The organism is Nonomuraea montanisoli, from assembly GCF_013363975.1.
GTDB lineage: Bacteria > Actinomycetota > Actinomycetes > Streptosporangiales > Streptosporangiaceae > Nonomuraea > Nonomuraea montanisoli.
The window spans coordinates 235164-255535 of sequence record NZ_JABWGN010000013.1; the positions used below are offsets into that span (position 1 = coordinate 235164).

Genomic DNA, 20372 nt, shown 5'->3' on the forward strand with positions numbered 1-20372 from the left:
GGGACCAGGGTGGGCCGTCTCATCGCCTCGTCGCGTCTTCCCTGCCCGGCAGGCAGTCACTTCCACGCCCTGGGAGGGTCGCCCCCGATCCCTCCCTGGCTGCCTGCCGGGCCTTTTCCTGGAGGGCTGGCGTTTACCGCAGTGGCGTGGACAGGCGGTGCTCGGCCAGGTTACTCTCAAACTTGGTAAAACAACCTGTCGGGTGTTGGACGGTCATAATGTCGCTAGAGTCCGTGCCGCCGAAGTATGCGCAGCTTGTGCAGGCCCTTCAACGGCGTATCGAGGCGGGAACCTACCCGCCCGGCTCCATGCTCCCCAGCGAACACCAGCTCATCCAAGAGTTCGGCGTCTCCCGACCCACGGTCGTGGCAGCGCTGCGGGTGCTGCGCGAGCAGGGCTGGATCGAGTCCCAGCAGGGCAAGGGCCGCTTCGTGCGCGGCCGTCCCGCGATGGCGACGGTGGAGTCCAACCGCACGGGTCAGGCATACCTGACCAACCCGGAGACGGACTCCCCCGGCGAGTTGGTCGAGGCCGGCGCGGTGGCGCTGCCCAACCGGGTGGCGGCGCTGCTGGATGCGCAGCCCAAGAGCAAGGCGTTCCTACGCCGGCGGCTGATCACCCGCGAGGGCGAGCCGAGCGAGTTGGTCTCACTGTGGCTGCCCCTGGAGTTGTCCGAGGGCACTGATCTGACCAGTGGTGAGGCGTTGCGGCAGGGTATCCGGCAGCATCTCCAGTCACGCAAGGGGGTCCGCTTCGATCACATCGTGGAGCAGATCACCGCGCGCATGCCCACCGTCCAGGAGGTCAGGCAGCTCGGCATGCCGAAGAACGTGCCGCTTCTCGCGATCTTCGGCGCGGCCCGAGATGCCTCCGGCCGGCCGTTGGCGGTGGTGGAGGTGCTGCTTCCGGCGGATCGTCACGAGCTGGAGGACGCCTACCCGGTGCGGTAGGGCACGGCGACGACCTGGTGCAGGTCCTCGTAGATCACTTGACCCGGCTCCGATGCCTCGACGCCCACGCATTCCACCTGGTGGGCGGCCAGGATCTCCAGGTAGCTGGGCGGCATCAAGATGCTCTGGGCGACTGCGGCGTTGCGAACGGTCCCCGGCGAAGTCTTCCGGCCACTCGATGGGTACGAGCTGGGGTGATCGTACCGTGGAGAAACTTCCGGTCGAGCAGGGACCGCTCCCCTGCCCGCCGTGCCATGAACAAGAATGCTGAGGTGACCAAGGCCGAGGAAGACACGCCGCTCACCGAACGGACCCTGCTGGTTGAGAGCCGCGCCAACGAGGTTGCGTTTGAACGCTGGGGCATCGGTCTCCCAGTCCCCGGCGCGAACGAGGAAGTCTTGTTCCTCTCGTACAACTATGCGGATCTGCCCGTGGGAAAGCAGTTCGACTGCTGCTACCCACGCTACGACGAGGCCAAGGTCGCCTGGACCACCGTCACCATCATCGCCGTCACACAGCAGTTCTCACTCGCCTGGGACCAGATCCCGGAGGGCTGGAAGACGTTGGCGATTCTACGTTTCGAGCCAGAGGTCCCCAGCATCATCCGGGACCTTCCGGCAACCGCCGGTTGGTACGAGCATCCCATCGCCGTTCGCATCTCAAGCAAGGACACCTGGAAAGCCCGGGTCTCTGCACCGTATCCGCTGGCGCATGTGCCCGCCGGAGCCGTGTTCTCCGAAGGTTCGGTGTGCCCGGCACGTGACTCAGCCGCTCGGTCCGTCGAAATAGCTCCTAAATCCGAATAGAAGCTAATTCTCCCGATTACCCCGATGTGTTAGTACCTAGCTCTCCACACTCGACGCCGCCAGTCTTCGGTCGGAACGGACATCGCGTCTATCGCGTGAGTAAGAGCTTCGTCACTTCAGCCAAGTCACTTGACCTAGCAAGTTTAAGCAGCCTACTCTCAGAGCATCACTTGATAGGTCAAGTGTCTGACATCCAAGGAAGGAGCCGTTATGGCTCTGCAAGGTCCCATCCCCGTCACCTTCGCCATGGTCTTCCCGCACGGCTGCTACATCGTCGGCGAGGTCGAGCCCGTCAAGGACTTCGACGCCTCCGCCGGCGGCCGGTTCGTGCAGGCCCGCGACAAGCAGACCGGTGAGCTGGTCTGGCAGGTCGCGGTCATGGACGGTGACCCGACCCTCAAGCCCGCTCAGAAGACCGTCGCGGTCAAGATCCTCGCCCAGGTGCAGCCGGTTCCGCCCGCGCCCATGCCGGGGCTGCCGTTCACGCCGGTTGAGTTCGACGGCCTCGCCGTCACGCCCTACGTCAACGCCGCCGGCCGTCTCGCCTACTCGATCAAGGTCCGCGAGATGCGGGCTCCCGGTCAGACCACCCCGACCGCTCCGACCAAGGCTCCGGCCGGAAAGGACGCCAACTGATGACCCGCCGCCGTACCCCGCGCCGCAGCGTGATCCGGCTGGCCACCGGACAGACCGCCCGCACCCTGCGCCACCCCTACGGCCCTGAGCCCGTGCTGGCACTCGACTTCGGCGCCACCTCGGTTCTGATCACCACCACCGGTCCGGCGACCGGCGAGGACCTGGAGTTCGCCCGCCAGCTCGCCCGCGAGGCCGCCCGCTTCGCCTGGTCGATGGAGCGCGCCCTCCACGCCACGACCCACCTGACCAACCACGCTCTCCAGCAGCCAGCCACCGGCAAGGCCACCGACCAGACGGCGGCCTGACACGTAAGGCGGGGCCGCCAGAAGCGCCAACTTCCGGCGGCCCACGGGTTTCTCCCGCGACTCCACATCACGAGAGGTTCCAAGCTTATGTTCAAGCGGCTGCCCGGTGACGAAGCACGCAACCTCGTCACCACCACGCCGGACACGGCCGTCGTCTTCCGCCCGGCCGTGCTCAAGACTCCTGCCCTCGTCACCCTGATCATCTACGGCTGGCGCTTCCTGGTCGCGCTGGTCCGTACGCTGTGGCGCCACCCGATCGCCTCCGCCGTGCCCGTCGCGCTCGGTGCCCTGTATGCCTGGCACGGCTGGCCCCTCACCGCCTCGGCGCTCGGGGTCGTCGTCCTGGTCCTGCTCGCCTGGGCCTTCTGTGCCCGCGACTCCTTCGCCCGGCTCGTCGGCTGGCGGCTGCTTGCCTGGTGGCGGCTCATGTCGGTCTACTGCCGTCACTGGCAGGCCGTCATGGACGTCTCCGGGCTGGCCAGGCGCATTAACGGCCGGGCCTACATGCCCCGTCTGCTGAAGGTCCAGTGCGACAGCTGGGCCGACCGCATCACTGTCCGCATGCTCGACGGGCAGGCCGTCAAGGACTGGAGCGACCGCACCGACAACCTCGCCCAGGGCTTCGGCGCCGTCTCCTGCCGCGTCGCGCTCATCAAGGGCGGCAGGCTGCTGCTCACCTTCCCGCGCAGCGATCCTCTTGCCGCTCCGATCCCGGCTCTGCCGATCCCGGATGAGCCATCGGTGGGGCCTGTCGAGATCGGCAAGCAGGAGGACGGCCAACCGCTCAAACTCAAGGTCCATGGCACGCACGTCCTCATCGCGGGGGCGACGGGGGCCGGCAAGGGTTCGTTCCTGTGGGACACCATCCGCGGTCTGCTTCCTGCCATGCGGGCGGGCCTGGCCGAGATCTGGGCACTCGATCCCAAGCTGATGGAGCTGTCGTTCGGCCGGGAGCTGTTCCGGGGCCGCTACGCCTCAGACCCGGCCGACTGCGCCGATCTGCTGGACGAGGCCGTCAGCGTCATGCAGAAGCGCGCGGCCCGCTTCGCCGGTCTCCAGCGCTCCCACACCCCGACCGTCGAGGACCCGTTCATCCTGGTGCTCGTCGACGAGGTCGCGTTCCTGACCGCCTACCAGCCCGACAAGCAGCTTCGCCAACGCATCTCGGCTGCTCTGGCCACCTTGGCGACGCAAGGGCGCTCCGTTGGCGTCGGGGTGATGGCGGCGCTCCAGGACCCGCGCAAGGAGGTCATGAACATCCGCAACCTGTTCCCCGACAAGATCGCCCTCCGGCTGGACGAGTCCGAGCAGGTGGACATGGTCCTCGGCGACGGCGCCCGCGACCGGGGAGCCCTCGCCGACCACATCTCACCCGTCCCCGAGCTGGGCGCCGGCGTCGCGTACATGCGGCTGGAGACCTCACCCGAACCCGTCCGCGTCCGCGCCGCGTACGTCTCCGACGACGACATCCGCGCCATGGTCGCCACCTTCACCGCACGAGGTGAAGCCGCATGACGCTGGCCCACTTCCTCGACGGGCTCCGGTGCTCCGTCTACCACACCCTCAACACGCTCTGGCTCGACCCGGCCCGCGCCCTGGTCGAGTGCCGCGAATGCGGCCAGTCCGCGCACGTGACCACCGACGACGGGAGGACTGCATGACCGAACGTTCCCTTCCCCGCGCCGTCCGCCAGGCCATGCCGGTGGCCCGTGAAGTGGCCGTGGAGGTCGCCAAGCAGTACGGCGTCTGCATCCGGCCCATCCCGCTCAAGCGGCTCGACGTCCACACCGGACACTGGGAGATCGTGGACGTCCCGTGCGGAGCCACCTTGGACGCCAAGTGCCCATCCATCGTGCGCCAAGCGCAACCGGCAGCTCCGCATGGCCCAGTGCCGCGAGGGCTGGCATCTCGACCAGGAGCCGGCCGTTACGCCGGACGAACCGACAGACGAACAGCGGTGGCTGGTGGAGTTCCGCGCTGACCTCCAGGCCCGCCGCGACCAGGCCGCCGCGTCGGGTGAGGACATCGCCGACTGGGACGCCGCCATCGAGGGCGTGGATGCCGAGATCAACCAGGTGGGCATGCGTGGCAGTGTTCTCGGCCGTACGGCGCCCAAGCGCACCCGTTCGACCAGGCGGCGGCAGGACGCGCCGAACCTGCCCAAGCGCAGGATGACGGCGACGACGCTCGGGCGGACGTTCGAGTCCTCGGTTGGCAAGGTCTACCGGCCGTCGCTGTTCGTCACCCTGACGCTCCCGTCCTACGGCAAGGTCCGCGACGGCGTCCCGGTCGATCCAGAGACCTATGACTACGCGCGGGCGGCCCGCGACGCGCTCCACTTCTCCAAGCTGGTCGATCGCTTCGTGCAGAACCTCCGCCGAGTGGCCGGCTACGACGTGCAGTACTTCGCCACCGTGGAGTCCCAGAAGCGGCTCGCCCCGCATCTGCACATGGCCATCCGCGGAACCCTCCCCCGGGCGGAGGTCAAGCAGATCGCCGCCGCCACCTACCACCAGGTGTGGTGGCCACCGGCCAACACCGTCGTCTTCGAGGGCGCGCACCTGCCCGTCTGGGAGGACGGCGCCGGCTACCTCGACCCGGCCACCGGCGCGGTCCTGCCCACCTGGCACCAGGCCCTCGACCAGCTCGACGCCGACGAGGACGCCGAACCACTGCACGTGATCCGCTTCGGCGACCAGATCGACGTCAAGGGCGTGCTCGCCAGCACCCCGGACGCTGACCAGTGCATCCGCTACCTGTCGAAGTATCTGACCAAGAGCCTCGGCGACACCCTCGACGCCGACGCCCCCAGACAGCGAGAGCACGCGGCCCGCATGGTCGAGGCCCTGCGCTTCGAGCCCTGCTCCCCCACATGCCCGAACTGGCTCCGCTACGGCATCCAGCCCAAGGGCGCCAAAGCTGGGATGACACCCGGCCAGTGCCGCAGCAAGGCCCACAAGCCCGACCACCTCGGCTACGCCGGACGCCGCGTCCTGGTCTCCCGCAAGTGGTCCAACAAGACCCTCGCAGAACACCGCCAAGACCGCCGCACCTGGGTCCTGGAAGCCCTCGGCCAGTCCAACGAGCCGACCGACCCCCACCGCTACATCTGGAAGCCCGTCCCGGCCGGCGATGCCAACGTGCCACCGCTCGCCATGCGCCTGCTCCGCTCGGTCGCCGAACGGCAACGCTGGCGAACCCACATGGCACAGCTCCAAGCCCAGGCAGACGGCCAAGATCCTTCGGCAACTGAGGCGGTGGCGGCGTGAAGCGAGACGAACTCCTCACCGTCGCACAGGTCCTCGACGAACTCGGCGGAGTCTCCCGCCGCACCTTCTACCGCTGGCGCGAGATCGGCAAAGCCCCCGAAGGCATCCGCCTGCCCAACGGCGAACTCCGCATCTACCGCAGCGACCTCGAAGCCTGGCTCGAATCCCTCAGGAGCGCAGCATGACCACCTCCTACAAGGTCAAGTTCTGGGACATCCGCACCAACACCCGATCCGACGGCACAGGCAAGAAGCCCCGGATCGTCTCCCACACCGTCCGCTGGACGGTCGGCAACCGTGAGAAGTCCTCGACCTTCAAGACCAAGGGCCTGGCCGAGAGCTTCCTGTCCGACCTGCGCCAGGCGGCCAAGAAGGGCGAGGCGTTCGACCTGGAGACCGGCCTTCCGACCTCCATGGTCAAGGCCAAAGACGCCCGCACCTGGTACTCCTTCGCCGTCGCCTACGTCCACGCCTGGTGGCCTCACGCGGCGGCCAAGTCCCGCGAGGGCATGACCGACACGCTCGCCACCGTCACCCGCGTCCTGGTCAATGGCGCTCCGGGCCGGCCATCGGAGGAGATCATCCGACGGGCGCTCCGCGAGTACTCGTTCCTGCCTGAGGACCGCCGGCCGACCCCGACACCGGAAGTCGCTAAGGCCGTGCGCTGGCTGGAGGCGGCCTCGCTCCCCTTGAGCGCCCTGGAGGAGACCAAGCACGCTCGTGCTGCCCTGGAAGCCCTGGCGCTGTGCCTGGACGGTAAGTCCGCGGCGACCTCGACCTACCGCCGCAAGCGGGCCGTCTTCCACCACGCACTCGAATACGCCGTGGAGCTGGAAGAGCTTTCGGCAAATCCGCTGCACAAGGTCAAGTTCCGCAAGGCCAAGGTGAGCGGCGAGATTGACCGGCGTTCCGTGGTCAACCCCAAGCAGGCGCGTGAGCTGCTGACCTCGGTGACCTACGTGGGGCGGTCCCGGGGGCCGATGCTGGCCGCGATGTTCGCGTGCATGTACTTCGGCGGCCTCCGTCCGGCCGAAGCGGCGGACCTGCGACAGAAGGACTGCCATCTCCCCGAGACGGGATGGGGCCTGCTCACTCTGGAGAAGACCAGGCCCCAGAGCAACAAGCGGTTCACCGACTCCGGGCAGGCCCATGACGAGCGCGGGCTGAAGCACCGGGACGTCAAGCAGACACGCACTGTCCCCATCCCGCCCGAACTGGTGGCCATCCTCCGCGACCACATCGCGACGTTCGGGGTCGGCGACGACGGCCGGCTCTTCCGCACTCGCACAGGCGGCGTGATCTCGGGATCGGCGTACGCAAAGGTCTGGCAGGAGGCTCGCACGTATGCCCTCACGCCCGATCAGGTCGCCTCTCCCCTGGCGGGCAGACCGTACGACCTTCGACATGCAGCTGTCTCGCTCTGGCTCAACGCGGGCGTGCATGCTCCGGAAGCGGCCGAACGGGCAGGACACGGCGTGGACGTCATGCTCCGCGTCTACGCCAAGTGCATCGACGGCCAACGGGACGTCGCCAACCGGCGCATCCTGGAGGCCCTTGCGGCGTGACCAGAACCCACAGCAGGACCCCGGGACGTCTCGGGGTCCTTTCGCCGTTCCGGGACTCGAAACGGCCGCGCCGACCTGGGGAAACGCGCCTGCGAGCATTCCGCGTATGTTCCGCGACCACTGGCACAGGGCTGCTCACGGCGGCCTCCACCGACCTACCGAGCAAGCACCGCGATCATGCAAAAGACCAGGTCAACCCGAGGATTGCCTGGTCTTGGTTGCGCGCCCTGCAGGATTCGAACCTGCGACCGTCGGATTAGAAGTCCGGTGCTCTATCCAGCTGAGCTAAGGGCGCTCCCGCCTTATTGTGCATGATCCGGGGACCTCTCATGCACACGTTTTCCCCGTGTTCGTCCACCCAACCTGACGATCCCCCGAGATGTTGCCGTCCGAAATGGCGGGCGAGGGCCGTACATATGGGTCTAAGCTCTCGTGCCATGGTCGCGACGCTCCTGCACGAGATCCCCTTGCAGGGCGGGGACGTGACCGACGGGGTGGTGCGTGTCGGGGAGACCGTGCGCAGGCCCGCCGGATCGTTCACCCCCGCCGTCCACTCCCTGCTGCGCCATCTTGAGGCCGCCGGGTTCGAGGGGGCGCCGCGGGTCGTGGGCATGGACGAGCTGGGGCGGGAGATCCTCACCTACGTCCCCGGCACGACCGGGCTGAACGCCATGGCCGCCTCCGACAGGGCCCTCGCCGAGGTCGCCGTGTTGTTGCGGGAGCTGCACGACGCGACCGCCGGGTTCCCGCTGGGCACGCGCGGCTGGCAGGCGGGGTCGAACGACGACTCCGCGCCGGAGGTCGTCGGCCACTGCGACGTGACCCCGGACAACGTGGTCTTCCGCGACGGGTCGCCGCGGGCCTTCATCGACTTCGATCTGGCGCGGCCCACGACCCGGCTGTTCGACGTGGTCACCACGCTCCGCCACTGGGCGCCCATCGCCGATCCGGTGGACTGTCCCGCGCTCCTGCGCGGGCTCGACGTGGGCGCGCGGCTGCGGCTGTTCTGCGACGCCTACGGCCTGGGGGCCCGCGACCGGCGGCGGCTGCTGGACCTCGCCCGGCTGCGCTTCCACCGCTCGTACGACGTCATGCGGGCGCGCGCGGCCACCGGCGGCGGCTGGGCGCGCATGTGGGCCGGCGGGGCCGGGCAGCGCATCCGCCGGGCGGCCGCCTGGCTCGACTCTCATGAGGATTCCCTCCGTGGCCATCTGGTGTAGCGACGGGCCCAGGGTCGCCGGGTTCCTGGCCGGTCTGCTGATCGACGCCGCGGTCGGCGACCCGCGGGCCGGGCATCCCGTCGCGCTGTTCGGGCGGGCCGCCGCCGCGCTGGAGCGGCGCCTGTACCGTGACGCGCGCGTGAACGGCGTCGTCCACGTCGCCGTGTGCGTCGGCGGCGCCGTCGCGCTCGGCGTGGCGGCCGAGCGGGTGTCCCATCCGGTCGCCCGGGCGGCTCTGACGGCCGCCGCCACCTGGGCCGTGCTCGGCGGGACGACGCTGGCCCGCGAGGGCGAGCTCATGGCCGAGGCGCTGGAGGACGGCGACCTGGAACGCGCCCGCGAGCGCCTGCCGCACCTGTGCGGGCGCGACCCGTCGAGCCTGGCGGCCCCCGAGCTGGCCCGCGCCACGGTCGAGTCGCTGGCCGAGAACACCTCCGACGCCGTCGTCGCCCCGCTCTTCTGGGGCGCGGTGGCGGGCGTGCCGGGGCTGCTGGCCTACCGGGTGGTCAACACGCTGGACGCGATGGTGGGGCACCGGTCGCCGCGCTACGAGCGGTTCGGGTGGGCGGCGGCGCGGCTCGACGACGTGGCGAACTACGTCCCGGCCCGGATCACGGGGCTGCTGACCGTGCTGGCCGCCCCCGCCCCGCGGCGGGCCCTGGCCGTCCTGGTACGGGACGGGCACCGGCATCCGAGCCCGAACGCGGGACGGTGCGAGGCGGCGTTCGCCGGGGCGCTCGGTGTCACGCTCGGGGGCGCCAACGTCTACAGCGGCAGGATCGAGCACCGCCCCACCATGGGCGACGGCCGCAAGCCGGGGGTGGGGGACGTGCGACCCGCCGTTCGGCTTGCACGTCTTGTCGGTTTCGCCGCATCTGCCCTCTGCGTCGCCGCCGTCGCGGCCCGGGCGTCGCGAAAGCGTTGAGGGTCCGGGCCACCCACCGTTCAGGTCATGCGGTTCGCGTTGGTGAGAAACCAGAAGGCCACCGCAATGATCAACGCGACGACGATCACCGCTTTCAGCGCGCCGCCGTTCGACTGCCTCTTGACCGGTACGGCCCGCATCGAGTTCCGCCACGCCTGACGTGCGGAGACCATCGACTGGAACCGGCGGCCCGCGACGAACAGGGCCAACGCCAAGATGATCAATAAGAGGACGACACGGCCGTCGGAAGTGTCCACGCAGCGGCTCCTCTCGGCACCCCGAGGAAAGTCCCGTAAGAAATGCCCCCGCACATGTGGCCACCACAATACTCAGATAATGCGCCCTGGGAAGTAATCCATTATCCGGGTTAATGACGCGTTCAGCGCGAGCGCTCGACGCCGATCGTGATCTCCTTGCCGAGCCGGTGGCCGCCCAGCAGGCCGAGGTCGTCGCCGCTCCAGAACCTGCCCGGGTCGTACCAGTTCGGCCGCCTGCCGCCCGGCAGCAGCCCCATCTCCTCGTACGTCACCGCCACCACCTCGGCGCAGTACGCGCTCTCCAGCCCCCGCTCCCCGCCGGCCCGGTCCCGGAGGAGGCGGGCCCGCTCCAGGAGGAGGCGTCGCAGGTCGGGGACGCGGCCGCGGGCCCAGCGGGCGGCGAGCCGGGCGGTGCTGGGGAACGGCGTGCCGTCCAGCCGGGCGACCACGCGCAGCGCCGCGTCCTCCATCTCGGGCGTCGCCTCGGGTTCGAGCTGGCGCAGCCAGGCGCGCTGGCCGTACTTGTCGGCCCACACCGTGACGGCGTCGCGCAGGTCGTGGAGCTGCACCCCGCGCTGGTGGACGCCGGACCACAGGTCGGGCAGCGACCGGCCGAGCTCGGCGTGCCACATCATCGGCGGCATGTCCTCCACGACGATCGCCATGCCGACGTGGTTGACCGGGCTGTTGGTCATGGTCTGGATGGCGCGGTCGGGAACCGACCGGCCGCGGAAGACCCACAGGTCGCCGGTCCGGGTGAGGTCCACGGCCTCGTCGAGAGTCAGCACATCGCTAGCCTAGGCACATGCGCTGGTGGAAGATACTCGGGCTGGCCGGGGTCGCGGGCGTCGCGGCCACGGGCGTGGCGATCGCGCGGGCGGAGCGGCGGCGCCGCGCCTACACCCCGGAGGAGATCAGGCAACGGCTGCGCGAGCGCGTCGAGACGGCCAAGAGGTAGACCGCTCACCCCACGGGCCGCAGGTCGTGGACGAAGACCACGTCCGGGTAGGCGGGGTTGTCGTCGTAGCCCTGGATGCCGCCGAGGTAGGCGCGCTGGTACGTGACCACCCAGGGCAGCGCGGCGGCGGCGTGCCGGTCGAGGACGCGGGCGGTCGCCTGCCGGAAGGCGCGGCTCGCGCCCGCCTTGTCGGTGACGGTCAGCCGCGGCAGCGTGTCGAGCAGCTCGTCGGTCTCCTTGTCGTGGAGGTAGGTGAGGTTGAACACGGTCGGGTTCTGGCTGTGGAAGACGTTGCCGAACCACGAGTAGCCGTCGGCGTAGTCGGGCCACCAGTACATGACGAAGATGTCCTGGCCGCGCCGCTTGCCGAGGTCCCACTGGGCGTTCCACTGCATGGCCGTGGCGTCGAGCGTCACGTTGAGCGGCTTGAGCGTGGCGGCGAGCCGGGTGGCGAGGAGCTTCTCGTCGGCGTCGCCCTCGGCGTAGGTGAGCCTGAGCCGCAGCGGCCGGCCGCCGGGGCCGTAGCCGGCCTGGCGCAGCAGCTCGGTCGCGCCGGGCAGGTCCTGGCGGGGCTCGCGGCCGGGGACGTGGCCGGGCAGCCCTTCGGGGACGATGCCGCTGACGGGTGAGCCGGCGCCCCTGAGCCCCTTGATGATGCCCCGGTAGTCGACGGCCTTCTGCAGGGCGCGCCGTACGCGCACGTCGGCGGTCGGTCCCGCGGCGGTGTTGAAGAGCATCATCATCGTCTGGAACGACGGGCTGCGGGAGGTGCGCACGCCGGGCGTGGTCCTGGCGCGGGCGTACAGGCGGGGGTCGAGCCGCTCGACGAAGCTCGCCTCGCCGCGCATCAGCATCCGCCAGGCCCGGTCGAGGTCGGGCACGACGCGGTACTTGACCGTGCGGTAGTGCGGGCCCGTCCAGCCTCCCCAGTAGCCGTCGTACGCGGTGAGCGTGAGCTCGTCCTGCTTGCCCTTCTGCCACGACCTGATCGTGTACGGGCCGGAGCCGGCGTCCTTGCCGGAGCTCAGCCAGGCGCGCAGGTCCGGCGCCGCCTTGGTGTCGTAGACGTAGGCGGCGTAGCCGGAGGAGGCGACGAGGTCGAGCGGCACGGGGTACTTGAGGGTGAAGGTGACGGTCAGCGGGTCGTCGGCCTTGATGCTCTGGACGGCGTCCCAGATGTAGGAGGCGCCCTGGCCGACCTTCATGGTCCGCTCGACGGACGCCTTGACGGCCGCCGCGTCCAGAGGCCGGCCGGTGTGGAAGGTCACGCCGGGCCGCAGGTTGAACGTCCACGTCCTGCCGTCCACGGAGGAGACCCAGGAGGTGGCCAGCCGGGGGGCGGCCTTGGCGGTCACCGGGTTCCACATCGTGAGCGTCTCGTAGACGTTCTGGAAGGCGATGATCTCGTTGGAGTAGGAGCTGGCCGGGTCCCACTCGGTGATCACGTCGAGGTTCTGCACGTGGACGAACGCGGACTCGCCGCGCGGCGTCTGCCGGACCTCGACCGCCCCCGGATCGGCGTCCGGGGTCGAGCACGCCGCGACGGACAGCAGCAGGACGGCGGCCGCTGCGAGACGACGGCGCAACGCATCTCCCTCTGTGACCCGGTCTACCGCGAAAACCTACTGGAAGATCATCATAGAGTGCCCAAAAGTCCTGAAAAATTAGGACTTCTAGAGATCGAATTGCTATTCTCGTGCGTTGTCCCGTCCGGGGTTCACCAGCAGGGGACCGACCGGAAGAGGTGCCATGGGCCGCAGTCGCACGATCCGCGTGAAGATCATCGGCCTGCTGCTGATTCCGCTCGCCTCGATGGTGGTGCTGTGGGGGGTCATCACCGCTGTGACCGCCAGCGAGAGCCTGGAACTGCGGCAGTACAAGACGCTCTGGACCAACCTGCGCCTGCCGGCCTACCAGCTCACCACCGAGCTCCAGCGTGAGCGCCTGGCCTCGGCCCGGCTGCTGCGCGTCAAGAGCAACACCAACGAGTCCGAGCTGGTCGCGCAACGCTCGCGCACCGACGCGGCCAGGGAGCGGTTCAAGCAGCTCTCGGCCGCCTCGATGCACACCTCCGAGCGGATCCACGCCCAGGTGGACGCGGTCCTCGCCCAGCTCGGGCGGCTGGAGCCGATCCGGGGCGAGATCGACGCGGGCCTGGCCGCGCGGCTGCACGTGATCGAGACGTACAACGGGGTCACCGACTCGCTGTTCGGCCTGCACCGCAACGTCGCCTTCATCGACGACATCCCGATCTACGAGCAGTCGCGCGTGGTCGTGGACGTCTCCTACGCCCGGGAGCTGCTGACCCGGGAGCAGGCGCTGGCCGCCGGTCCGACGACGGCCCCCGAGCGGCGGCTGTTCACCCAGATCGTCGGCAACCGCCGCTTCCTGCTCGACCAGGCCCTCGGCGAGCTGGACCCGGGCCTGCGCGACACCCAGGTCTCCCTGATCACCTCACCCGCGTACCAGCGGATGCGGATCATGGAGGACCAGATCATCGCGGGCGGCGCCCCCGTGGGCTGGCTGAGCACCACCGAGGCGCTCAACAAGTCGTTCTCGGAGGCCCAGCTCCAGGCCAGCTCCCTGCTGTCCGGACGGGCCGAACCGGTCGCCGACGCGGTCCTGCAGCGGGCGTTCCTGCTGGCCGGCACCTGCTTCGTGCTGGTGATCGTGTCGATCGGGTTCTCGCTGCGGATGGGCAACCGGCTCTCGCACGAGCTGACCGGGCTGCGCCTGGCCGCCCTGGAGGTCTCCCGGGAACGGCTGCCGCAGGTGGTGGAGAAGCTGCGCCGCGGCGAGAAGGTCGAGGTGCCCGAGCTGTCGATCACCAGCACCACGACCGAGATCGGCGACGTGGGCCAGGCGTTCTCCACGGTGCAGCAGACGGCCGTGGAGGCCGCGGTGGGCCAGGCGCAACTGCGCGACGGCGTCGGCCACGTCTTCCGCAACCTGGCCCGGCGCAGCCAGACCCTGCTCCACCGCCAGCGCATCCAGCTGGAGGACATGCAGCACCGGGCCACCGAGCCGGAGGCCCTGGACGACCTGTTCCGCCTCGACCACCTGACCACCCGCATGCGCCGTCACGCGGAGGGCCTGATCATCCTGTCCGGCGCCACGCCGGGCCGCGGCTGGAGCAAGCCCGTGCCGCTGCTCGACGTCGTGCGCGGCGCCGCGGCGGAGGTCGAGGACTACCAGCGGGTCATCGTCGAGCCGATGCCCGGCCAGCGCCTCGCGGGCCCGGTCGTCGGCGACGTGATCCACCTGATCGCCGAGCTCATCGAGAACGCCACCGTCTACTCCCCGCCGCACACGCCGGTCCAGGTGCGCGGCGAGGTGGCGGCCCGCGGCTTCGCCCTCGAGGTGGAGGACCGCGGTCTCGGTATCAGCCCGGAGGTCATGGCCGAGCTCAACGCGCGGCTCGCCAGCCCGCCCGAGTTCGACCTGGCCGACAGCGACCAGCTCGGCCTCTTCGTCGTTTCCCGCCTGGCTGCCAGGCATGACATCCGCGTGACGTTGCGCGGTTCACCATATGGAGGGACCACCGCCATCGTGCTGATCCCGGCAGAACACGTGAGCGACCCGCCGGCCGAGCCGGAGGAGCGCGCCACGGACAAGGAACCCGCCAAGGAAGGCGCTCGTACCATCCGGGTGGTGCAGGGTGAGTGACGAGCGCTGGCTGGACGAGGACGCCGGTCCGATCGTCCCGGCCTATCTGCTGACCAAGGGCCGCACGGTGCCCGCGAGCGAGGCCATCGACCTCATCGCGGTCATCATCACGGCCGGCGGCCTGACCCCGCCCGCCGGGCTCGGGCCCGAGCATCTGATCATCATGCAGAAGTGCACCACGCCGACCCGCCTCGTGGACGTGGCGGCCGAGCTGGGCCTGCCCATCGGCGTGGTACGCGTCCTGGTGGGCGACCTGCACGCGCAGCAGCTCGTGCAGGTCGAGCACCCGCCTCCCGCCCCGGACGCCAGCGTGCTGCTGGAGGTCATCAACGGCCTGCGGGCGCTGTGATCCTGGTGGCCCGGCGGTTGAGCCGGCCGAACACGGCCGCGAAGACCGCCGCCACCAGGCTCCCCGCGGCCGCGGCGGCGAACACCCACCGGTAGCCGTGCTCGCCGGGCAGCGCGCCCAGGATCGCGGCGATGACCGCGCCCGCCGTGCTGCCGCCCACGATCCGCACCAGCGCGTTGACCCCGGCCGCGGCGGCGGTCTTCGCCGGGTCCACGTGCTCCACGGCCATCGTCCCCAGAGCGGCGTACCCGACGCCGAGCCCCACGCCGAGCAGCGAGGTGGCCACGTAGACGTCCGCGGGGGCGCCGTGCCGGACGGCCATCCACAGCCCGGCCAGGGCCACGGCCGCCGATCCGAAGGCGACCATCGACGAGGCCGCGAAGCGGCGCATGAACCGGCCGGCGAACAGCGAGATCACCAGCATGAACAGCGTGCTGGGCAGCAGGTAGAGGCCGACCTGCAGGGTGGAGGCGCCGAAGCCGAAGCCGGGGGCCTGGGTGAAGCCGGAGATGCCGGTCATGCAGGTGAAGAACGCGAAGCCGAGCAGCGTGGAGGCGACCGTCGCGCCGACCGTGCCGCGCTGGGTCAGCATCGCCATGTCGACCAGCGGCTCGCGTACGCGCCGCTCGACGGCCACCCAGGTGATCGCGGTCACCAGCGCGACGGCGAACAGCCCGAGCACCCGGGGCGAGGTCCAGCCCCACGAGCCGCCCTGGCTGATGCCGAGCAGCAGCGCGACGAGCCAGACGGCCAGCAGCACGGCGCCGAGCAGGTCGGGGCGTCCCCCGCCGGAGGGCGCCCGGTCGCGCACCAGGAGCGCCACCAGCCCGCCCGCGACCACGGCGATCGCCCCCGTCACCCAGAACAGCACGTGGTAGTCGCCGGCCACGAGCCCGGCCAGGATCATGCCGCCCCCGCTGCCGAAGCCCATGGTGGCGCTCAGCACGCCGATGCCGGTGGCGAGCTGCCTCGGCGGCAACGACTCGCGCACCACCCCGATCGACAGCGGCACCAGCGCGGCCACGGAGCCCTGGAGGATCCTGGCCACGATGAGCCAGGGCAGCGAGGTGGCCAGCGCTCCCAGCACCGAGCCGGCCACCAGCAGGCCGATCGCGCCGAGGATCATCGGCCGCCTGCCGTACATGTCGCCGAATCTGGACAACAGCGGCGTGGCCACCGCGCTCACCAGCAGGCTGATCGTCAAGGTCCAGCTCACGGCCCCCAGCGAGGCGTGCAGCTCGCGCTGCAGCACGGGAAGCAACGGGACGACGGCGGTGTTCTGCAGCGCCGCGATGGACGCGGCGAAGGCCAGCGAGACCACGGCGGGCCACGGGTTGCGTGCGGCGGTCTCCCCCGGGGAGGGAGGTGCGGCGAGTGTCGCCATGACAGCTCCTTTGGATAACTTAGGTAAGTAACCGAGGAGCGATCATACATACGTAAGTTAGGTAAGTAAAATGTCGGAAGACACAGACCTGCACACGACCGTGGCGTCGTTCCGGCGGCTGGTGACCTCGCTCAACCGCGCCAAGACGCACGAGCGGCTGACCGCGGCCGCCGGCGTGCGGCTGGACCGGCCGGACGTGCACGTCCTCGCCTACCTGCTGGACGCGGGCGAGCCGCGCCGGATCGGCGCGATCGCCGAGGGGCTCCAGGTGGAGAGCCCGCACGTGACGCGGCACGTGTCCGCGCTGGAGAAGCGCGGGCTGCTGGAGCGGGTGCGCGACCCCGACGACGGCCGGGCCTGGCGCATCGCGCTCACGCCCGCCGGGACCAAGGCCGCGGAGAGCTGCCGCCAGGTCACCCTGGACTGGTTCACCGGCGCGCTCGCCGACTGGCCGGAGGACGACCGCGCCGAGCTGGCGCGGCTGATCTCCCGGCTCTCGGAGGACATGTACGTGCGGCTGCGCGACGAGGAGCCCGCCACGCCCGCGACCCGGCGGTAGGGCGGTAGGGCGGTAGGGCGGTAGGGCGGTAGGGCGGAGGGGTCAGGCGAGCAGCTCCTCGGCGCGGTGACAGGCCGCCCGCCGCCCCTCCCCCACCTCCCGCGGCTCGGGCGCCCGCTCGCAGGCGGCCACGGCGAGCGGGCAGCGCAGCCGGAACGGGCACCCGGTCGCGGCCGGTCGCGCCTCGGTGCGCCCCCGCGCGGGCGGCGGCTCGCCGCCGAGCCTCGGCACGGCGTCGCGCAGGGCCAGCGTGTACGGGTGGGCGGGCCGGGCCAGCAGCTCGGCCGTGGGCCCCGACTCGACGACCCGGCCCGCGAACAGCACGTGCGCGGTGCGGCAGAGCCGGGCCACCACGGCGAGGTTGTGCGTGATGAGCAGCCGCTCGGTGCCGAGCCCGGCGAGCAGGTCGAGGATTCGTGCCTGCACGGTCACGTCGAGGGCGCTGGTGGGCTCGTCGAGGATGAGCAGGCGGGGCGAGACGGCCAGGGCCCGGGCGATCACCACCCGCTGGCGCTGGCCGCCGGAGAGCTGGTGCGGCCGGCGGCCGGCCAGCTCGGCGGGCAGCCCGACCTTCTCCAGCAGGGCGGGCACGCGGTCGCGCTCCTTGCGGGGCAGCGCCTCGGCGACCGAGGCGCCGGCGCTCATGCGCGGGTCGAGGGCCTCGGCCTGGAACACCGGCTGGACGTCCCGCCTGAAGCTCCTCATATCCGCTTTTTTCAGGTTTTGGTCGCCGTACCAGATGTCTCCGGACATCGGGCGGAGGAGGCCCAGGAACGCGCGGGCCAGCGTCGTCTTGCCCGACCCGCTCTCCCCGATCAGCCCCACCCCGCCCTCGGTGACGTCCAGGCTGACGTCATGGACGACGGCCGTGCGGCCGTACCCGAGCGTGACCCGCTCGGCCCGCAGCACCGGCGCCGGAACGGTCATGGCAGCGCCTCCAGCAGCTCGCGCGTGTACGGATGCGAGGGCTCGGCCAGCACCCGGGCCGCCGCGCCGCTCTCCACCACCTCGCCGTCCTTCATGACCAGCACCCGGTCGGCGATCGTGGAGACCAGGGCCAGGTCGTGGGAGACCAGCAGCAGCGCCAGCCCGCGCTCCTCGCGCAGCCGCCGCAGCACGCCGACCACCTCCGCCTGCACGGTCACGTCGAGCGCGCTGGTCGGCTCGTCGGCCAGCACCGCCTCCGCCCCCAGCGCCAGCGCCAGCGCGATCGCGAACCGCTGCGCCTGACCGCCCGACACCTCGTGCGGGTAACGGCGCAGGATCGCCGGGTCCAGCAGCACGGCCTCCACGGCCTCGGCCATGGCCCGCTCGCCCGCGTCCACGCCGTGCAGGTCCAGCGCGCGCCGCATGAGGACGCCCAGGCGCGTGGTGGGGCTGAGCGCGGCCTGCGGCGACTGCATGACGAGCGCCACCCGGGCGCCCCGGATCTCCCGCAGCCGGCGCTCCGGTGCGGTGAGCACGTCCACCCCGCAGACCCGGACGTGCCCGGACACCTCGGCGCCCTCGGTCAGCCCGAGCAGCGCCATCAGCGTCGTGGACTTGCCGGACCCGCTCTCCCCCACCACGGCCACGCACTCCCCCGCGCCCACGTCCAGCTCGGGCACGTGGGCGACGGTGCGCGTGCCGTACCTGACCCGCAGGTCCCGCACCTCGATCATCGGATCACCCTTCGCGGGTCCAGGGCCGCGCGCAGCCCCTCGCCCAGCAGGTTGAAGGCGAACGCCGTCACGAGGATCGCCAGGCCCGGGAACGTGACGACCCACCAGTTGGTGGTGAAGTACGTCTGGCTCTGCTGCACCATCAGCCCCCACTCGGCCACCGGCTCCCGCGCCCCCAGCCCCAGGTAGGACAGGGCCGCGGCGGTGAGGATGACGCCGCCCGCGTCCAGCGAGACCTGGACCAGGACGGGGGTGAGGGAGTTCGGCAGCACGTGCCGCAGCACGACGAGCGGCGCGGGCACGCCCAGGCACCGGGCGGCGTCCACGTACGGGCGGGTGGCGACCGAGGCGGCGACGGAGGCGGCCAGCCGCGCGTACCAGGGCCACCAGGTGGCGGCGATGGCCACGATCGCCGTGGTGACGCTCGGCCCGAGCACGACCGCCAGGGCCAGCGACAGCAGCAGCGCCGGGAAGGCGAGGAACACGTCCGTGACCCGCATGATCACGTCCCTGACCGGGCCGCCCGCGTACCCGGCCACGACGCCGAGCGTCACCCCGACCACCGCCGAGACGGTCAGCACGGCGACGACGATGGTCAGCGACGTCCGCCCGCCGTACAGGATCTGGGTGAGCACGTCCCGGCCGGCGAAGTCGGTGCCGAACCAGTGGGCGCCGCTCGGCGGATCGAGGCTGTGCAGGGGGTCCGGCGTGTTCTCCTCGTACGGGGCCAGCCACGGCGCGAGCACGGCCGACAGCGCCACGAGCACGATGAGCACGCCGCCCAGCACCGCCAGCCGGTCCACCCGCCCCGGCCGCCGCACCGGCTTCGTCAGGGACAGGACGCTCACCGCTGCCTCGCCCTCGGGTCCACCACGCCCTGGAGGAGGTCCACGACGAGGTTGGCCAGCACGTACACCAGCGCGACGAGCAGCGTGACCCCCGCGATGGCCGGGACGTCCGAGTCGCCGATCGCGTCCACGGCGTAGCGGCCGAGCCCCGGCCAGTTGAACACCGCCTCCACGAGGAACCCGTTGACGATCGCGTACGCGAAGACCAGCGCGATCAGCGACAGCAGCGGGTTGAGCGCGGGCCGCAGCGCGAACCGGACCAGGATGGACGTCTCGCCGAAGCCCAGCGCCCGCTCCAGCCGGATGTGGTCCTGGCCGGCCTCCTCGATCAGCGCGGCCCGCGTCATCTGGGCGATCACGCCCGTCGGATAGGCGGCCACGACGATCGCGGGCAGCACCAGGTGCTGCAGGGTGCTGGTGAGGATGGGCCAGTTGCCGGTGATGAGCGCGTCCACGAGCGTGATGTTCGTCCAGAGGGTGAGCGGGCTGGTGGTGTCCAGCGCAACGTCGTACTCGCCGGCGACCGGGAGCCAGTCGAGGGTGCCGGCGAAGACCGTCTGCAGCGCCAGCGCGAGCCAGAACACCGGCACCGAGACCGCCAGCATGCCGCCCACCCGCACCCCGACGTCGGGCAGCCGGGTCCGGTGGCGGGCGGCGAGCACCCCCGCCGGGATCCCGGCGAGCACGGCGAGCAGCAGCGCCGTCCCGACCAGCTCCAGCGAGGCCGGGAACGCCACGTACAGGTCGGACAGCACCGGCCGGCGCGTCCGCAGGCTGGTGCCCCAGTCACCCGCCGCCAGGTCCCTGACGTAGTTCCAGAGCTGCGCCGGCAGCGGGTCGTCGAGGCCGAAGCGCGCCCGCGCCTCGGCGAGCTGCTGCGGCGTCGCCTTCGGCCCGGCGAACGCCACCGCGGGGTCGCCCGGCAGCAGCCGCGTCACGACGAAGGTGAGCACGACCACGCCGGCCACGACCAGGAACGCCTGGCCGAGCCGGCGGGCCACGTAGCGCGGCACGG

General features: G+C 71.0%; 24 protein-coding genes and 1 tRNA gene. 15 read left to right on the top strand and 10 right to left on the bottom strand.

What is annotated here, in order from left to right:
- The first annotated feature begins 218 nt into the window (after positions 1 to 218).
- Positions 219 to 950, top strand: coding sequence for a GntR family transcriptional regulator (locus HTZ77_RS32180; protein WP_175593487.1), 732 nt, complete (start codon positions 219 to 221; stop codon positions 948 to 950).
- On the opposite strand, the gene HTZ77_RS47750 is transcribed toward HTZ77_RS32180, so the two are convergent.
- Positions 935 to 1066 carry a hypothetical protein gene (locus HTZ77_RS47750; RefSeq protein WP_268960171.1) on the bottom strand — a complete coding sequence of 44 codons (132 nt, stop codon included), beginning with the start codon at positions 1064 to 1066 and terminating at the stop codon, positions 935 to 937. The genes HTZ77_RS32180 and HTZ77_RS47750 overlap by 16 nt on opposite strands.
- A 156-nt stretch (positions 1067 to 1222) precedes the next feature.
- Here HTZ77_RS47750 and HTZ77_RS32185 point away from each other — a divergent pair, with 156 nt between their 5' ends.
- From HTZ77_RS32185 to HTZ77_RS32220, 8 genes are all read left to right on the top strand, one after another.
- Positions 1223 to 1756 (top strand): YbhB/YbcL family Raf kinase inhibitor-like protein, encoded by a 534-nt coding sequence (locus HTZ77_RS32185; protein WP_175593488.1) that lies wholly within the window; start codon positions 1223 to 1225, stop codon positions 1754 to 1756.
- Between the two features lie 210 nt (positions 1757 to 1966).
- A complete protein-coding gene (locus HTZ77_RS32190; protein ID WP_175593489.1) occupies positions 1967 to 2392 on the top strand; it encodes a plasmid replication, integration and excision activator in 426 nt (141 codons plus the stop codon).
- Positions 2392 to 2697: a hypothetical protein gene (locus tag HTZ77_RS32195; RefSeq protein WP_175593490.1), complete on the top strand. Its 306-nt coding sequence runs from the start codon at positions 2392 to 2394 to the stop codon at positions 2695 to 2697. The genes HTZ77_RS32190 and HTZ77_RS32195 overlap by 1 nt, the downstream gene beginning before the upstream one ends.
- An 87-nt stretch (positions 2698 to 2784) precedes the next feature.
- Positions 2785 to 4212 (top strand): FtsK/SpoIIIE domain-containing protein, encoded by a 1428-nt coding sequence (locus HTZ77_RS32200; protein ID WP_175593491.1) that lies wholly within the window; start codon positions 2785 to 2787, stop codon positions 4210 to 4212.
- Complete coding sequence (locus HTZ77_RS32205) at positions 4209 to 4358, top strand: hypothetical protein (RefSeq protein WP_175593492.1); 150 nt, start codon at positions 4209 to 4211, stop codon at positions 4356 to 4358. The genes HTZ77_RS32200 and HTZ77_RS32205 overlap by 4 nt, the downstream gene beginning before the upstream one ends.
- 219 nt (positions 4359 to 4577) lie before the next feature.
- Positions 4578 to 5966, top strand: a complete 1389-nt coding sequence (locus HTZ77_RS32210) for a replication initiator (RefSeq protein ID WP_328808895.1) — start codon at positions 4578 to 4580, stop codon at positions 5964 to 5966.
- A complete protein-coding gene (locus HTZ77_RS32215) occupies positions 5963 to 6151 on the top strand; it encodes a helix-turn-helix transcriptional regulator (RefSeq protein ID WP_175593493.1) in 189 nt (62 codons plus the stop codon). The genes HTZ77_RS32210 and HTZ77_RS32215 overlap by 4 nt, the downstream gene beginning before the upstream one ends.
- Positions 6148 to 7530, top strand: coding sequence for a tyrosine-type recombinase/integrase (locus HTZ77_RS32220; protein ID WP_175593494.1), 1383 nt, complete (start codon positions 6148 to 6150; stop codon positions 7528 to 7530). Before HTZ77_RS32215 ends, HTZ77_RS32220 begins: the two co-directional genes overlap by 4 nt.
- 221 nt (positions 7531 to 7751) lie before the next feature.
- On the opposite strand, the gene HTZ77_RS32225 is transcribed toward HTZ77_RS32220, so the two are convergent.
- Positions 7752 to 7825, bottom strand: a tRNA-Arg gene (locus HTZ77_RS32225).
- A gap of 142 nt (positions 7826 to 7967) precedes the next feature.
- On the opposite strand from HTZ77_RS32225, the gene HTZ77_RS32230 reads away from it, so the two are divergent.
- Both HTZ77_RS32230 and HTZ77_RS32235 read left to right on the top strand, forming a co-directional pair.
- Positions 7968 to 8750, top strand: a complete 783-nt coding sequence (locus HTZ77_RS32230; RefSeq protein ID WP_175593495.1) for a phosphotransferase — start codon at positions 7968 to 7970, stop codon at positions 8748 to 8750.
- Positions 8719 to 9675, top strand: coding sequence for a cobalamin biosynthesis protein (locus HTZ77_RS32235; RefSeq protein ID WP_175593496.1), 957 nt, complete (start codon positions 8719 to 8721; stop codon positions 9673 to 9675). Before HTZ77_RS32230 ends, HTZ77_RS32235 begins: the two co-directional genes overlap by 32 nt.
- Before the next feature lie 20 nt (positions 9676 to 9695).
- On the opposite strand, the gene HTZ77_RS32240 is transcribed toward HTZ77_RS32235, so the two are convergent.
- Together HTZ77_RS32240 and HTZ77_RS32245 are read right to left on the bottom strand one after the other, a co-directional pair.
- Complete coding sequence (locus HTZ77_RS32240; protein WP_175593497.1) at positions 9696 to 9932, bottom strand: hypothetical protein; 237 nt, start codon at positions 9930 to 9932, stop codon at positions 9696 to 9698.
- Between the two features lie 122 nt (positions 9933 to 10054).
- A complete protein-coding gene (locus tag HTZ77_RS32245; RefSeq protein WP_205304140.1) occupies positions 10055 to 10717 on the bottom strand; it encodes a hypothetical protein in 663 nt (220 codons plus the stop codon).
- A gap of 20 nt (positions 10718 to 10737) precedes the next feature.
- Between HTZ77_RS32245 and HTZ77_RS32250 the strand changes: the two genes are divergently transcribed.
- The gene (locus tag HTZ77_RS32250; protein ID WP_175593499.1) at positions 10738 to 10890 is read left to right on the top strand and encodes a hypothetical protein; all 153 of its coding nucleotides are present in this window, start codon (positions 10738 to 10740) and stop codon (positions 10888 to 10890) included.
- A 5-nt stretch (positions 10891 to 10895) separates the two neighbouring features.
- On the opposite strand, the gene HTZ77_RS32255 is transcribed toward HTZ77_RS32250, so the two are convergent.
- Entirely contained in the window at positions 10896 to 12476 is a 1581-nt protein-coding gene (locus HTZ77_RS32255) for an ABC transporter substrate-binding protein (RefSeq protein WP_175593500.1), read from the bottom strand.
- A 163-nt stretch (positions 12477 to 12639) separates the two neighbouring features.
- On the opposite strand from HTZ77_RS32255, the gene HTZ77_RS32260 reads away from it, so the two are divergent.
- Positions 12640 to 14556 carry a sensor histidine kinase gene (locus HTZ77_RS32260; RefSeq protein ID WP_205304031.1) on the top strand — a complete coding sequence of 639 codons (1917 nt, stop codon included), beginning with the start codon at positions 12640 to 12642 and terminating at the stop codon, positions 14554 to 14556.
- A complete protein-coding gene (locus HTZ77_RS32265) occupies positions 14549 to 14905 on the top strand; it encodes a DUF742 domain-containing protein (RefSeq protein ID WP_175593501.1) in 357 nt (118 codons plus the stop codon). Before HTZ77_RS32260 ends, HTZ77_RS32265 begins: the two co-directional genes overlap by 8 nt.
- On the opposite strand, the gene HTZ77_RS32270 is transcribed toward HTZ77_RS32265, so the two are convergent.
- Positions 14883 to 16289: an MFS transporter gene (locus tag HTZ77_RS32270; protein ID WP_175593502.1), complete on the bottom strand. Its 1407-nt coding sequence runs from the start codon at positions 16287 to 16289 to the stop codon at positions 14883 to 14885. The genes HTZ77_RS32265 and HTZ77_RS32270 overlap by 23 nt on opposite strands.
- 70 nt (positions 16290 to 16359) lie before the next feature.
- Between HTZ77_RS32270 and HTZ77_RS32275 the strand changes: the two genes are divergently transcribed.
- Positions 16360 to 16848: a MarR family winged helix-turn-helix transcriptional regulator gene (locus HTZ77_RS32275; protein WP_175593503.1), complete on the top strand. Its 489-nt coding sequence runs from the start codon at positions 16360 to 16362 to the stop codon at positions 16846 to 16848.
- A 42-nt stretch (positions 16849 to 16890) separates the two neighbouring features.
- Here the strand turns inward: HTZ77_RS32275 and HTZ77_RS32280 are convergent, their stop codons facing one another.
- Genes HTZ77_RS32280 through HTZ77_RS32295 form a run of 4 tightly spaced genes read right to left on the bottom strand, consistent with a single transcriptional unit; the run spans position 16891 to position 20370 of the window.
- Positions 16891 to 17775, bottom strand: a complete 885-nt coding sequence (locus HTZ77_RS32280; protein WP_175593504.1) for an ABC transporter ATP-binding protein — start codon at positions 17773 to 17775, stop codon at positions 16891 to 16893.
- Positions 17772 to 18509 (bottom strand): ATP-binding cassette domain-containing protein, encoded by a 738-nt coding sequence (locus tag HTZ77_RS32285; protein WP_175593505.1) that lies wholly within the window; start codon positions 18507 to 18509, stop codon positions 17772 to 17774. The genes HTZ77_RS32280 and HTZ77_RS32285 overlap by 4 nt, the downstream gene beginning before the upstream one ends.
- The gene (locus HTZ77_RS32290) at positions 18506 to 19357 is read right to left on the bottom strand and encodes an ABC transporter permease (protein ID WP_328808897.1); all 852 of its coding nucleotides are present in this window, start codon (positions 19355 to 19357) and stop codon (positions 18506 to 18508) included. Before HTZ77_RS32290 ends, HTZ77_RS32285 begins: the two co-directional genes overlap by 4 nt.
- Positions 19354 to 20370: an ABC transporter permease gene (locus HTZ77_RS32295; protein ID WP_175593506.1), complete on the bottom strand. Its 1017-nt coding sequence runs from the start codon at positions 20368 to 20370 to the stop codon at positions 19354 to 19356. Before HTZ77_RS32295 ends, HTZ77_RS32290 begins: the two co-directional genes overlap by 4 nt.
- Positions 20371 to 20372: the final 2 nt, after the last annotated feature.

What these genes read in the sequence shown, in the direction of transcription:
- HTZ77_RS32180 (WP_175593487.1), top strand. Translation starts at nt 219, where the DNA reads ATGTCGCTAGAGTCCGTGCCGCCGAAGTATGCGCAGCTTGTGCAGGCC.
- HTZ77_RS47750 (WP_268960171.1), bottom strand. Translation starts at nt 1,066, where the DNA reads ATGCCGCCCAGCTACCTGGAGATCCTGGCCGCCCACCAGGTGGAATGC.
- HTZ77_RS32190 (WP_175593489.1), top strand. Translation starts at nt 1,967, where the DNA reads ATGGCTCTGCAAGGTCCCATCCCCGTCACCTTCGCCATGGTCTTCCCG.
- HTZ77_RS32195 (WP_175593490.1), top strand. Translation starts at nt 2,392, where the DNA reads ATGACCCGCCGCCGTACCCCGCGCCGCAGCGTGATCCGGCTGGCCACC.
- HTZ77_RS32200 (WP_175593491.1), top strand. Translation starts at nt 2,785, where the DNA reads ATGTTCAAGCGGCTGCCCGGTGACGAAGCACGCAACCTCGTCACCACC.
- HTZ77_RS32205 (WP_175593492.1), top strand. Translation starts at nt 4,209, where the DNA reads ATGACGCTGGCCCACTTCCTCGACGGGCTCCGGTGCTCCGTCTACCAC.
- HTZ77_RS32210 (WP_328808895.1), top strand. Translation starts at nt 4,578, where the DNA reads ATGGCCCAGTGCCGCGAGGGCTGGCATCTCGACCAGGAGCCGGCCGTT.
- HTZ77_RS32220 (WP_175593494.1), top strand. Translation starts at nt 6,148, where the DNA reads ATGACCACCTCCTACAAGGTCAAGTTCTGGGACATCCGCACCAACACC.
- HTZ77_RS32230 (WP_175593495.1), top strand. Translation starts at nt 7,968, where the DNA reads ATGGTCGCGACGCTCCTGCACGAGATCCCCTTGCAGGGCGGGGACGTG.
- HTZ77_RS32235 (WP_175593496.1), top strand. Translation starts at nt 8,719, where the DNA reads ATGAGGATTCCCTCCGTGGCCATCTGGTGTAGCGACGGGCCCAGGGTC.
- HTZ77_RS32250 (WP_175593499.1), top strand. Translation starts at nt 10,738, where the DNA reads ATGCGCTGGTGGAAGATACTCGGGCTGGCCGGGGTCGCGGGCGTCGCG.
- HTZ77_RS32260 (WP_205304031.1), top strand. Translation starts at nt 12,640, where the DNA reads ATGGGCCGCAGTCGCACGATCCGCGTGAAGATCATCGGCCTGCTGCTG.
- HTZ77_RS32270 (WP_175593502.1), bottom strand. Translation starts at nt 16,289, where the DNA reads ATGGCGACACTCGCCGCACCTCCCTCCCCGGGGGAGACCGCCGCACGC.
- HTZ77_RS32275 (WP_175593503.1), top strand. Translation starts at nt 16,360, where the DNA reads ATGTCGGAAGACACAGACCTGCACACGACCGTGGCGTCGTTCCGGCGG.
- HTZ77_RS32280 (WP_175593504.1), bottom strand. Translation starts at nt 17,775, where the DNA reads ATGACCGTTCCGGCGCCGGTGCTGCGGGCCGAGCGGGTCACGCTCGGG.
- HTZ77_RS32285 (WP_175593505.1), bottom strand. Translation starts at nt 18,509, where the DNA reads ATGATCGAGGTGCGGGACCTGCGGGTCAGGTACGGCACGCGCACCGTC.